The following is a 14,503-nucleotide window of genomic DNA, read 5'->3' as shown; positions in this document are numbered from 1 at the left end:
TCAGCACCTGCAGCGCGTCGCCGTCGGCGTCCGAGTCATTGGCGAGCAGGCCCGCCGCCACTCCCACCGCCAGGGTCTGGCCAGCGCGCACCGTGTAGCTCTCGTCCTGCACCACCGGTGGCGTATTTCCGCCTCCGGCGGCCGTGACCAGCACATCGCGACTGGCCACACTGGCATGAGTCCCATCTTCGTCGACGAGCCCGACGCCAATCGAGTAACTGCCCGGGTCCGCATAGACATGGTTCAAGTCGCCCGCTGCCGAGACAATGGAGTTGCTGCCGTCGCCCCAATCGACGAGATAACTGGAAACCGTATCCGTACCCGGGTCCACCACCGCGCCCAGCGTCAGCGTGTAAGCGCTGTCCTCGACCACTGTCGCCGCACCCGCAAGCGCGATGGTCGGCGCCACGTTGTTGACCGTGACCGTCTTGGTCGAGCTCGAACTGTCGCCATCCTCGTCGCTCACCGTCACCGTGATCGTACGATCGGTGGCATTGATCGGACCATCCTCATCGTCGGCGAAGGTGTGCAGCACCTCACCGCCGAGCACCGCCAGTTCAGCGGCGGTGAGGTGCTGCGCCGCACTGCCATCACCCCAGTCAATGCTGTAGGACAGGGTATCGGCCGTGCCCGCCGGGTCGCTGCCAACCAGACTCAGCGCGTAAGCCCCGCCCTCGTCGATCGCATCGGCGCCGCTCGCAAGCACCGCCGGAGCAAGGTTGAGCACCGTCAGCGCCTGGGTGCCAAGCACATGGGTGCCGTCCTCGTCGGTGGCGCTCACCGTGATCGTGCGCGCCGTGCCGCCCGCGCCGCCATCGGCATAGACATGATCGAAACTGCCCGCAGCCGTTGCCCATTCGCTCGGCGTGAAGCTGTCGACACTGCCGTCACCCCAGTCGATCGCATAGGCGGAGACCGTGTCCACCCCCGGATCGACGACCGCTCCTACCGCCAGCGTGTAGGGCGTCGCCTCGGCGACCGTCGCCGCACCGGTGACTGCCGCGGTCGGCGCCACGTTGTTGACCTGCAGCACCAGGTTCCCGGTGTCGCTGTCCGTACCGCTGGTATCGGACACGGTGATGGAGGCGTTGAGTGTGGCCGGCCCATCGGCCGCACTGCGGCTGAGCACGAAGCCCTGGGTGGTGGTGGTACCGCTCTGAGTCACGCCATCGCTCCACACCACGTCGTAGGCCCAGCCATCACCACCACTGTCCTCACCGTCAGTGAAGGCGATGTTGCGGGTGAAGATTCCACCTTCAGTAATCGCACCAGGCACCTGGCTGGCGATCACGACGGTATCAGCTGGTTCAAGCACCGTCACCGCAATGCTCGCCACATCAGCAAAGCTGCCGTCCTCGTCGCTGAGGCTGACACGGATGGTCGGTGTGCCTGCTGCAGCATAAGTGTGCGTCAGATCGCCCGGAACACTGACGGTGGAGCTTGAACCGTCACCCCAATCCACCTCGATGCCGTTGGCCAGCAGCGTGTCGGCACCCGGGTCGAAGTAGTTCGACAAGCTCAGGGTATAGACCAGACCCGCCGTGGTGGAGGTGGCGCCGCTGGCGTCGATGGTCGGCGCCACGTTGTTGACCGTGACCGTCTTGGTCGAGCTCGAACTGCCACCGTCCTCGTCGCTCACCGTCACCGTGATCGTGTGCCCCGTCGAGTTGACCGGGCCATCCTCGTCATCGGTGTAGATATGCGCGACATTGCCGCCGAGCGTGGACAGTTCGGCCGCGGTGAGGAGCTGCGCCGCGCTGCCGTCACCCCAGTCGATGCTGTAGGACAGGGTATCAGCCGTGCCCGCCGGATCACTGCCAACGAGGTTGAGCGCGTAAGACGCCCCCTCGGCACTCACCGCCGCGCCCGTCAGCAGCACCGCCGGAGCGACGTTGTTCACCGTCACCGTCCATGTGCCGGCATTGCTGTGCTGGCCGTCTTCGTCAGTCACCAACACCGAGATCGTGCGGTTGATGCTGCCGTCGGCATACGCATGCGTGTAGTCGCCAAGGCTGTTCACCACCTCAACCGCGCCGTCGCCCCAATTGATGGTGTAGCTGGTCGGCGTGTCCTGACCAGGGTCGGTGACCGCGCCCAGGGTCAGCGTGAAGCTCGAGCCCTCATCCACCGTCAGGTTGCCGGAGAGCGCGATCGTCGGCGCCACGTTATTCACGGTGAGCGCCCGGGTCTGCGTCCAGGTGCCGTCCTCGTCGGTGGCATTCACCGTGATCGTGCGCGCGGTGCCGCCGGCCGCACCGTCGGCATAGGCGTGGGTGACGCTGCCGCCGAGCGTGACGAGTTCAGCCGCGGTGAGTGCGGTGGCTGCGCTGCCGTCACCCCAGTCGATCGAGTAGCTCGCGATCGTGTCGGCGCCGGGGTCGCTGGAGCTGATGGCCAGGGTGTACAACGCGCCCTCGGCCACACTGCCCCCGCCGGAGAGATTCAGCGTCGGCGCCACGTTGTTCACCGTGACCTCGAAGCTGTCGCTGCCCGATTGCGCGCCGTCATCATCGACCGTGACCGTGACCGTGTAGCTCGCATCGCCGTCGGCGTAGGTGTGGCCGATGCCGAGCGAAGACGGGTTGAAGGTCCGGCCGCTGCTGGTGCTGCCGTCGCCCCAGTCGATGGTGTACAGGCGACCCACGGGATCGGTGTCGCTGGGATCGGCAAAGCTGATCGCGGGCACAAAGTACTGGCCTTCGTTCACCGTGAGATCGCTGCCGGCATTGACCGTCAGCACCTCGGCTGGTGCGCTGACCTGGACGAGCTGTGTATCAACACCGGCGTGGGTGCCGTCCTCATCCACCAGAGTCACCGAGATCGTGCGCTCGCCGGCAGTGGCGTAGCTATGGTTCAGTTGCCGATTCTGCGGCAGGTCGCCGGCGGCGACCACCTGCACTGCCGAGCCATCACCCCAGTCGATGCGGTATTCGGTGACGGTGTCGGCGCCCGGGTCATAGACACTGCCCAGGGTCAGCGTGTAAGGCTGGCTCTGCTCCACCGTGGCATTGCCGAACAGGTTCAGGTCGGGCGCCACATTGGACACCACCACCTCAAAGCTGTCGGTCTCGACGCTGTTGGCCTGTCCCGCCTGGTCGTTGGCGGTCACGGTCACCGTGTAAGTGCCGTTATCCGGGAAGTAATGCGAGATGTTGTACACCGCCGCACTGGTCGAATACTGCGACGGCGCCGAGCCATCACCCCAATCCACCGTGATCAGGTGAGTGTCGGGGTCCGGATCGCCGAGCGTGAGCGCGTGGCTGAACCAGGTGCCTTCGGCCGCGGTATCGTCAGCGCCGGCCTGCAGCGCGGGTGCGTCATTGACGTTGGCGAGGTTGATGATCGAGAACACCGGAGTGGGCGCATAGGCCACCCCATCGCTGCCCGTCCATGCGAACTGGTCGAGACCGAAGTAATTAAGCTCGCCCTGATAGCTCAGCTTGCCGGCCTGCAGGTCGGCAAGGCTGATCTCCTGACCGGGGGTCACCGCAACGCCATCGAGCTTCAGCACGCCCTCGGCCGGCAGCGTGGTGACGCGGATCGCCGCCAGGTTCTGGCCTTCGGCATCGGAGAAACTGTCGATGAAGAGCTGGGCCTCGAGCACGATCACCGCCTCTTCCAGGCCATTGACCGTGAACGGCGAGATCTGCGGCGCGGTGTTGCTGTAACGCTGCAGGTGGATCTCGAAGGTGTCATTGCCGCCGTCGGGCAGACCGTCACCGTTCTGGTCACTCGAATACACATAGGACGACCAGGCCACGACGAAGCCGCCGTCGGCCATCGCGGTGATTGCCGGCTGCTGCTGCACATAGGGCGTGTAGCTATTGACCAGCGTCTCACCATCGACCTGGCGCCCGGCCGCATCGTACTGCTGCAGGAAGACGTCGTAGGTGTTGGCCGCGGCACCGTACTGGTCGGTCCAGCTCACCACCCAGCCGCCGTTGGCCAGCCCGGTGACCGCCGGTTCGAACTGCGAGCCGCTGGTGCTGGTGTTGACGCGGAACTCCGTGCCCACCGTGCTGCCATCGGCGGCGTAACGCTGGCCATACACACCCGCGCCGCTCAGATCCTGCCCGTCGGAGCGCCACACCACGATGTAGCCGCCGTCCTCGAGCGCGGCGACGTCCGGCTCGTACTGGTTGCTGCCGGTGTAGGTATTGGCGCGGAAGGCCGTCCCGAGCGCATTGCCCGTAGCGTCGAAACGCTGACCGAACACGCCGTTGCCCTCACCATCGGTTGCGCTGGAGTCGGTCCACGTCACCACGAAGCCGCCGTCGGCCAGCCAGGCGATCGCGGGCTCCGATTGGTACTCGAAGGTCGAACCCAGCGGCGGGTTGGCACGCGTCTCGGCACCCAGTTTGCCGCCTGTCGCGTCGAGGCGCTGGAAGAAGATGTCGGCATACTCGGTGTTCGAGGCGCTATAGCTGTCGTGATACCAGGCAACGACGAAGCCGCCGTCGGCGGTCGCGGTGGCATCGGGCTGGTACTGGTTGCTGCTGGTCATGGTGTTGACCTGCGTCTGCCCCCCCACCGCGCTACCCGTGCCGTTGAAGACCTGCGCATAGACGCCAGAGCCGCTACCATCCTGGCCGTCCGAGCGCCACACCACGGCGAAGCCACCGCCCGCCAGACCGACTACGCCGGGCTCGTATTGCGCATTTGCCGTGGTCGTATTGACACGGAATTCACTGCCGAGTGCATTGTCGTCTGCGTCGTAGCGCTGCCCGTAGACCCCGTAGCTGCTGCCGTCCGCCCCGCCCTCGTCGGTCCACACGACGACATAGCCGCCATCGGCCAGGTGGGTGATCGCGGGGTTGGTCTGCTGGCCACCCACGGTGGTGTTGACCTGGCGCTCGAGCCCGCGCGGCACCGCGCCGTCGACCTCAGGCGTCACGTTGAGCGTGACGAAGCGTGCATCGCTCGCCCCGCCATCGCCGTCGGTGACGCGGATCGAGATCGTGCGGCTGGCAAAGGGGTTGCTCGAGGTGTTCTGGTAGGTGAGGTTCTCGATCACCGACTCGACCGCCGGCACCGTGGCATTGGCGTTGAACTCGAGCACCAGCTTGCCGTGGTTGCTGCCGTCGGCCACGAGGGCGCCGATCAAGGTGCCGGAGTAATACACGTTGAGGCCGGACACGCGCACCTGGGTCGGGGCATCACCCTCGGAGCGGATACCGAGCTGGTCCTGATTCTCCAGCCCCTCCATGCCGAGCTGGTCCTGACCGCCGTAGCCGCTGATGTAGTCCACCTCCAGCCGGCCACCGTCGAAGTTGGCCGAATCGGGATCGATCAGCCCGACGTCGGGGTCAATGAGCTGCGGCGCGAGGTTGACCGCGTTCTCACCGAAGCTGACTGAGGACGCCACATCGACCAGTTCCGGATTGCCCTGGCGGCTGAAGTCGGCCGGATTGCCGAACACGCGCTGGAAGACGCCGTAGCTGTTGACGTCCGCATCATCCCGGTAGTCCGTCCAGCTCACCACGAAGTTGCCGTTCGACAGCGCCAGCACCGCCGGTTCGCTCGCCCAGTAGGCGTCCTTGACGTCCACCCGGGTCTGTCCGTCCACCGGCAGGCCGGCGGCATCGTACTGCTGCACGAAGATCTCGCCGCTGGCCATCCACGCCACCACGAAGCCGCCATTGGCGAGCCCGGCAACCGAGGGCTGCTGCTCGCTATCGACGGTGGTGGTGTTGACGCGGAACTCGGCACCCACCGCTGTGCCATCGGCGCCATAACGCTGTGCGAACACGCCGGTGGTGCTGCCGCCGTCCTGGTAATACGAGGTCCACGCCACCACGAAACCGCCGTCGGCGAGCGCGGCAATGCTCGGCTCGTACTGCGTGGAGTCGGTGTAGGTATTGATGCGGAACTCGCTGCCCAGCACGCTGCCGTCGGCAGCGAAACGCTGGCCATACACCCCGGTTGACGAGCTGTCCTGATTGTCGGAGCGCCAGGTCACCACGAAGCTGCCGTCGGCGAGCGCAGTGATTGCGGGCTCGTATTGGCCGTTGTTCTCGAAGCCGGTGCTGGCGTTGGCGCGGGTCTCGGAACCCAGCGCCTGGCCGTTGTCATCGAAGCGCTGGACGTAGACGTCGTAATAGCGCCCGTCCTGCTGGCCGTCGGAATACCACGCCACCACGAAACCGCCGCCCGGCAGGCTTGCCGCCGCCGGCTGGTGCTGGTTGCCGGTCGCGCTGGTATTGACCAGAATGGCCTCGCCGACCTGCAATCCGTCGGCATCATAGCGCTGGCCGAACACCCCGTAACCGTTGCCATCGGCACCGCCGCGGTCGGTCCACAGGACGACGAAGCCGCCACCGGCGAGGCTGGTCACCACCGGCTCGACCTGGTCGTAAGGCGTGTAGTTGTTGGCCTGGAACTGGTTGCCGACCGCCACGCCCTGCGCGTCATAGCGCTGACCGTAGATACCGTAGCCCCAGCCATCCTGCGCCTGCGAAGTCCACACCGTGACGTAACCGCCGTCGGCCAGACGCGCCATCGCCGAAGCGCTTTGCTCGCCCGGCGTGTAGGTGTTGACCACCTCCTCAGCAAACAGCGGCTGCGCGCCGTCATATTCGGGCGTCACCTTGATGGTCAGCACACGCGGCACGCTCGCCCCGCCCGCGCCATCGCTGACCTGGATGGACACCGTGCGCGTCTCGACCGGGTTCGATACCGTGTTGCGATAGGTCAGATTCTCGATCACCGCCTCGACGGCCGGCGCAGTGGCACTGGGGTTGAAGGTGACGACGAGGTCACGTCCCGCCATGCCGTCGGTGGTGATGGTGCCGATCGTCACGCCACCATAGCTGACCGCGCTGCCAGAGACGCCGACCTGGCCGGCACCGCCACCCTGGTTGCGAATACCGAACGCATCCTGCGTTTCGGCTTGTTGTACCAGCTGCGCTTGCTGGATGTTGCCGTAACCTGACAGCACGCTCACCACCAGTTGGCCGCCGGCGAAATTTGCCGAATCAGCGTCCGACAGGCGCACCGCGCCATCGATGAGCTGCGGGCTGGCGTTGACCGTGTTCTCCATGAAAGTGACGCTGCCGACCACATCGACCAGCTCGGGCGCAGCCGAGCGCACGATCGAACCCGGTGTGCCCATGATCTGGGAGAACACGCCGTAGCTGTTCGCCGTGTTTGCTTCCTGGTTGTAGCCCGCCCAGGCAACAACGAAGTTGCTGCCGGTGAGGCCGGCGAGGTCGGCGAGGTCGGGCAGGTATTGGGTGCTGGCGATGGTGCTGTTGACCACCGTGGCACCATCGATCTTGTTGCCGGCAGCGTCGAACTGCTGCACGAACACATCGTAGGTGCTGCCACCGACGCCGTTGTAGCTGTCCCAAGCCACCACAAAGCCGCCGTCGCCCAGCGCGGTGACGCGGGCGTAGTCCTGATAAGGCACGCTATCGACCGTGCTGACCTGGAACTGCCCGCCCACCTTCGCACCGCTGCCGTCGAAACGCTGGCCGTGGATCTGGTCGTCGGCCGACCACCACACCACCACGTAACTGCCGTCGGCGAGTACCGCCACGTCGTGGCCGTACTGGTTGCCGGCGACCGTGCTCGGCACTCCCTGCTCGGCCACCGCGACCGTACCATCGGCGTTGAAGACCTTGCTGAACACGCCGTAGCCGCTGCCGTCGTTGGCGCTGGCGTCGCCATATACGACGACGAACTTGCCCCCTGGCAGCGCCGCCAGGCGCGGGTTGAACTGGGTGCCCGAGACGGTGGTGTTGAGGGTGAACTCACCACCAAGCACCATGCCATCGGCGCCATAGCGCTGCGCGAGCACGTCGTAGACGTAGCTCGAACTCGAGGCGGAGTAATCGCTGCGATAAGCAACGACGAAGCTACCATCGCTCAGGCCGATCACCGCCGGTTCGTACTGGTTGCCGGTAGTCGTCGCGTTGACGCGGAACTCGTCGCCCGCGAGCGCCCCGTCGGCACCATAACGCTGGGCATAGATACCGCTGCCCGAGCCGTCCTGACTATCCGAGCGCCACACCACCACGAAGCCGCCGTTGGCGAGCGCGCCCACTTCGGGCTCGTACTGGTTGCCGAGTCCCTCACTGCTGACCTGGAACTCGGCGCCCACGGCAGCGCCCCTGGCGTCGTAGCGCTGGCCGAAGACACCGTAGCCGCTGCCGTCCTGGCCATCGTCCGAGCGCCATACCACCACGTAGCTGCCCGCGTTCGCGCCCTGTAGCGCACTCACCGCCGGCATCGTCTGGTAGCCAGCCTCGTAGGTGTTGACCTGCTGTTCACCGAACAGCTTGCTCACGCCATCAGTCTCGGGCGTCACGTTGATCTGCACCGTGCGCGGCATGCTGGCACCGCCAGCGCCATCGTTGACGCGGATGCTCACCAGCCGGGTTGCGGCCGGATCGGTGGAGCTGTTGGCGTAGCTGAGATTTTCGATCAAGGCCTCGACCGCCTGCGGCGTCGCATTGACATTGAGGCTCACCATCAGGTCCGCGCCATTGGCGCCGTTCGAGCCCAGCGTGCCGATCGCCACCCCGCCGTAGCTGACCGTATTGCCCGAAACCCCGATCTGGCCAGGATCGTTACCCTGGTTGCGAATGCCAAGTTGATCCTGCGCAAGTTCGTACACCGCCTGGTTCTGCCCGGCGGGAATGATCGCCGCCACCAGCTCACCGCCAGCAAAGTTCGCCGAATCAGCGTCCGACAGGCGCACCGCGCCATCGATGAGCTGCGGGCTGGCATTGACCGCGCTCTCCAAGAAAGTGACGCTGGCGACCACATCGACCAGCTCGGGCGCAGCCGAGCGCACGATCGAACCCGGTGTGCCCATGATCTGGGAGAACACGCCGTAGCTGTTCGCCGTGTTTGCTTCCTGGTTGTAACCCGCCCAGGCAACAACGAAGTTGTTGCCGGTGAGGCCGGCGAGATCGGGCAGGTATTGCGTGCTGGCGATGGTGCTGTTGACCACCGTGGCGCCATCGATCTTGTTGCCGGCAGCGTCGAACTGCTGCACGAACACATCGTAGGTGCTGCCACCGACGCCGTTGTAGCTGTCCCAGGCCACCACAAAGCCGCCGTCGCCCAGCGCGGTGACGCGGGCGTAGTCCTGATAGGGCACGCTATCGACCGTGCTGACCTGGAACTGCCCGCCCACCTTCGCACCGCTGCCGTCGAAACGCTGACCATGGATCTGGTCATCGGCCGACCACCACACCACCACGTAACTGCCGTCGGCGAGCACCGCCACATCGTGGCCGTACTGGTTGCCGGCGACCGTGCTCGGCACTCCCTGCTCGGCCACCGCGACCGTGCCATCGGCGTTGAAGACCTTGCTGAACACACCGTAGCCACTGCCGTCGTTGGCACTGGCATCGGCATATACAGCGACGAACTTGCCACCCGGCAGCGCCGCCAGGCGCGGGTTGAACTGGGTGCCCGAGACGGTGGTGTTGAGGGTGAATTCGTCCGCCAACAGCGTGCCGTCAGCCGCGTAGCGCTTGGCCAGCACGTCGGTCGTGTAAGTGGAAGCGGTGTAATCGCTGCGGTAGGCGACGACGAAGCTGCCGTCGCTCAGGCCGATCACCGCCGGTTCGTACTGGTTACCGGTAGTCGTTGTGCTGACGCGGAACTCGCTACCGGCTAGCGCCCCGTCGGCGCCATAACGCTGGGCATAGATACCGCTGCCCGAGCCGTCCTGACTATCCGAGTGCCACACCACCACGAAGCCGCCGTTGGCGAGCGCGCTCACTTCGGGCTCGTACTGGTTGTTCTGGGCGAAGGTATTGACCTGGAACTCGGCGCCCACGGCAGCGCCCTTGGCGTCGAAGCGCTGGCCATAGACACCGTAGCCGCTGCCGTCCTGGGCATTCTCCGAGCGCCATACCACCACGTAGCTGCCCACGTTCGCGCCCTGCAGCGCGGCCACAACCGGCGCCGTCTGCTGGCCAAGCTCGTAAGTGTTGACCTGTTGCTCGCCAAACAGCGGGCTTGCACCGTCAGCCTCCGGGGTGATGTTGATCACCATCTGGCTTGCGCTGCTCGCCACGCTGGCGCCGTCGCGCACGACGATCTGCACCGTACGCGAGGCAAGCGGACCGTCCGAGCTGGTTCTGTAGGACAGGTTCTCGATCACGCGCTCGATCGCCTGAGCGGTCGCAGTCGCGTTGAAGTTGATCACGAGTTGGTCGCCATTGGCGCCGGTGTCCGCGGCGTTGATGGTGCCGATCAGCACCCCGCCGTAGCTGATGTCAGCGCCGGAGACGCCGACCTGTGCCGCCGCGCTGCCCTCGTTACGGATGGAGAGCTGGTCCTCGGGGCGGCCCGTGTTCGACACATAGGACACCGTCAGACTGCCGCCAGCGAAACCGGTGGCGCCGTTATAGCCGAGCTGGACACCCGGATCGAGCACCACACCGGCCTGGGCGGCGGATTCGGACAGCGTGACCGCAGGCTCGACATCCAGCAACTCGACCGCGGCCGGGGTGACACTGGCCTGGATGCGCACCAGCACCGCTTGCGCCGCACTCGCCGCCCCATCGCCATCAAACAGGCGAAAGCCCAGATAGCGGTCGGTCTGGCTGGTACCCGGCGCGGCGTGGACATAAGTCACGTTCTGCACCAGCGCCTGCACCGCCTCGGCGGTGGCGCTGGCATTGAGGGCAACCAGCAGATCGGCGCCCGCAGCGGCGCCGCTGAAGCTGCCGATCACCATACCGCCATAGCTCACGTCATTGCCGGAAACGCCGATTTCGCCCGCCCCCGTGCCCTGGTTGCGGATCGCGAGCGTCTCATTCGCATGCGTGGCCGGCGTGCCATCAAGGAAGTGCACGATCAACTTGCCGCTGGCGAAGTTCACCGAATCAGCGTCACTGACGTACACCGCCGGGTCGATGACCTGCGCGCTTCCTGCATACAGCGCAGAGGCATTGTTGTACGACAGGTTGAGGGTGGTGCGCAGGCCGTCGAGCACCGGATCAGCAGAGGGCCGCGCCAGCTCAGTGGCATCACCGAACAGCTGCTGACGGATCTCGTGGGTGTTGTTGCCGCCATTGGCGCTGGTCGCGTAGCTGCTGTAGATCACCGCGAAGTTGCCGCTGCCCAGATCCGCCACCACCGGCTGATGGGCGGTGCTGTTGTCGGGCGACTCGAGCTTGCGCTGGCCGTCGACCGCGCTACCGGTGGCATCGTATTCGCGGATGTAGACGTCGGCCGTGGTGCCGCTGCCCGCCACGTCGTAGTTGTCATTGTAGAAACTCACCACGAAGCCGCCGCCCGACAGCGCGCTCACCTCGGACATGTACTGACTGCCCGCGGTGGTCTCGTTGACCTGGAACTCGCCGCCCAGCTTGTTGCCCGCCGCATCGAAGCGCTGGCCGTAAACACCCCAGGTGCTGGCACTGTCCTGGTCGTAGGACGACCACACCACCACGAAGCCGCCCCCATCGAGCATCGCCACATCAGGCGCATGGTTGCCGTCGCTCGCATACGATTGGTAGCTCGCAGTGGTCGTGCTCACCAGGAAGGTATTTCCGAAGGTGCCCGAGACCGCATCGTAGGTGCGACCGAACACCCCGTAGCTGTCGCCGTCGTTGCCGCCGCCGTCGGCCCACACGATCACCAGCTTGCCGTCGCTCGCAGATGCGATGCCCGGCTGGTACTGGGCACCCGATTGCGCCGAGGCGCTGCCCGGCGCGGTGCTGACCAAGGTCTCGCCGCCCTGCTTGGCGCCGACGTTGTCAAAGCGCTGCAGGTAGATGTCGTTGCCGTTGGACCACACCGCAGCAAAACCGCCGCTGTAGCCCGCCACGTTGCTGTGGTACTGCGTGCCCGAGGTCGTGGTGTTGAGCAACAGCTGCGCGCCCTGCGCTGCCCCCGTCGCATCGAAGCGCTGAGCGAAGCTGCCCCAGCCGCTGCCGTCATTGCCCGCGCTGTCCTGCCAGCTGATGACGAAGCCGCCGTCCGACAAGGCCGCGATCTGCGCCCAGCTCTGGTCGCCATTGACCAGGGTATTGACGCGGAACTCCGCCCCCAGCGCCTCGCCGTTGTTGGCGAAGCGTTGGGCGTAGATACCCCCCTGACTGCCATCCTGAGCGTTGGAGTCCCAAGTCACCACATAGCTGCCATCGGCCAGGGTCGCCACCGCCGGCCACTCCTGCGTGCTCGCGGTGTAGGTGTTGACCACCTCTTCGGCCCACACCCGCGCCACGCCGTCATCCTCGCGCACCACCTGTATGCTGACCTCGGCGGCGGCACTCGCGCCGCCGTCACCGTCGTACACGCGCACCGCGATGCTACGGCTTGCCTGCGGACTGTTCGAGGTGTTGGCATAGGTCAGGTTCTGCAGCAGCTGCTCGACCGCATCCACGCTGGCACTGGCATTGAGCTCGATCACCAGAGAAGCGCCGTTGCCGCCGCCACTGATCGTGCCTATCGTTACCGCACCGCTGCCGTCGTTGAAGCTCACGGTGCTGCCCGAAACGCCGATCTGGCCGACGCCCGTGCCCTCGTTGTTCACACCGAGCTGATCCTCCACGCCACCGAAACGAGTGTAAAAAATCTCGACACGGCCACCATCGAAGTCCGTGGAGTCGGCGTCGTGAAGGCTGAGCACCGGATCAATGATCTGCGGCGACGCATTGACGGCGTTCTCTCCCAGCACCAATGCACCGCCAAACTCGTTCAGCTCCGGGTTGGCCTGGCGCGGCATGTCGGCAGGATTGCCGAACAGGCTTTGGTAGATCGCCGAATGGCCACCGTCGACTTCCTGGTTGTCTGAACGCCACACGATCACGTAGTTGTCATTACCCAGGCTGGCGATCGCCGGCTCGTACTGTGCCGTCTGCGTGGGCGTCGGGGTATTGACCTTGACCTGAGCACCAAGCGCCACACCGCCAGCGTCGTACTCGCGCACATAGACATCCTGATAGGAGCCGCTACCGCTCATGTCGTAGTTGTCGTTGCGCCAGGTGACGGCGAAGCCGCCACTGCCAAGCGCAGTGACGTCGGGCTGATACTGGCCACCCACGGTGGATTCATTGACGCGAAACTCACCGCCGACCGCCGTGCCGTCGCCAGCGTAGACCTGGGCATAGACACCGGCGCTGCTGCCGTCCTGACTGTCCGAACGCCACACCACCACGAAGCCACCACCTGCCAACGCCACGACCTGCGCCTCATACTGGCCGTTTGCGGTGTGGGTATTGACGCGGAACTCGGTTCCGGCTGTGGTGCCGTCTGCATTGAAGCGCTGCGCATAGACACCCGCGCTGCTGCCATCCTGACCGTCCGAGCGCCACACGATGACGAAGCGGCCATCAGCCGTCGCCGCAACGTCCGGTTCGTATTGATTGCCGGAGGCGCTCGCATTGACACCGAACTCGGCACCAACGGCCGTGCCCGCATTGCCGAAACGCTGAGCCTGCACACCCAGGCCACTACCGTCAGGTCCATAGGACGACCAGGTGACGACGAAGCCGCCGCCATAGGCGGCCAGCGCAGGCTCGTCCTGTTGACTGGTCGTATAGGTGTTGACGCGCTGTTCGCTGCCGAGAGGCGCTCCGTCAGCCGTATAGCGCTGCAGATAAACCCCGTAGCTGCTGCCATCCGCCCCGCCCTGATCCGTCCATACGACGGCGAAGCTGCCGTCGGACAAGCCGGCCACCTGCGGTGCGAGCTGAGCACCTGCGGTGGTGGTATTGACGCGAAACTCGGGACCGACCGGCACGCCGGAAGCATCATGGCGCTGCGCGTAGATGCCGTCTCCGCTGCCATCCTGGTCACGCGAGGTCCACACAACGACGTATCCACCCCCGCTGAGCTTGGAAGCCGCAGGTGCGTACTGGTAGTCGGGGCTGTAGGCGTTGACCTTTTCTTCGGCGTAGTGGCTCATTTTCGTGCTCCCTGGACAAGCTTCAAACGGTGGACGCCCACCGATATCAGCTTGTAGAAGCATAAAAAATGCCTATCCGAAACTCACTTAAAAACAGTGCGTTACAGAAACGTTCCGACCAATGTGTAAGAAAACCCGACATCCCTCCGAAACCCGCTCACAGGCCCGCCATTTGACGCCGCGCATCAATAGTCGAGCAGCGTGGCACAGGTTTCCGTACGCCCGGTCATCGCGCCAAACCGATCAAGACGCTCACGCACGAAGTCATCCGGCACGCGCGCATTGGCACAGAACTCCCGCAGTTGCATCGCATGGGCGAGGTTCTGCATGTCAGCGACCGTTGTTGCCAATGCGGGGAAGGGGTAGGCGTCGGTGTCACGCCACTCGGGACGCGCGGCCGGCGTTTGTGGCGCAGTTGCCGGTGCGGCGGCAGGCGGTGCAAGCGGCTGCTGTGCCTGGACGGACTGCAGGCCGAGGGTCAGCACCAGCATGGGGAAGGCGCGCGCAATGGACATCGGGCCGTAAGCAGGAGGATGGTCCTCCTGCTTACGGCCCGATCGGCTCGAAGCTTTAATCAAACCCGCCAGCCGCTCGGCCAGCGGGGTCATGCTCAGGACTCCAGCGCCT

Annotated in this window: 2 protein-coding genes; both read right to left on the bottom strand. The window is 65.5% G+C overall.

Features of this window, described 5'->3' with window-relative positions:
* The coding region (locus M622_RS34920; RefSeq protein WP_021250354.1) for a PKD domain-containing protein at nucleotides 1–13,876 on the bottom strand (13,876 nt) is incomplete at its 3' end.
* Between the two features lie 185 nt (nucleotides 13,877–14,061).
* On the bottom strand, nucleotides 14,062–14,503 hold a 442-nt coding region (locus M622_RS34915; protein ID WP_245543091.1), incomplete at its 5' end, for a hypothetical protein.

The sequence above is a fragment of the Thauera terpenica 58Eu genome (genome assembly GCF_000443165.1).
Lineage (GTDB): Bacteria > Pseudomonadota > Gammaproteobacteria > Burkholderiales > Rhodocyclaceae > Thauera > Thauera terpenica.
This window is presented reverse-complemented; position numbering and strand designations above follow the sequence as displayed.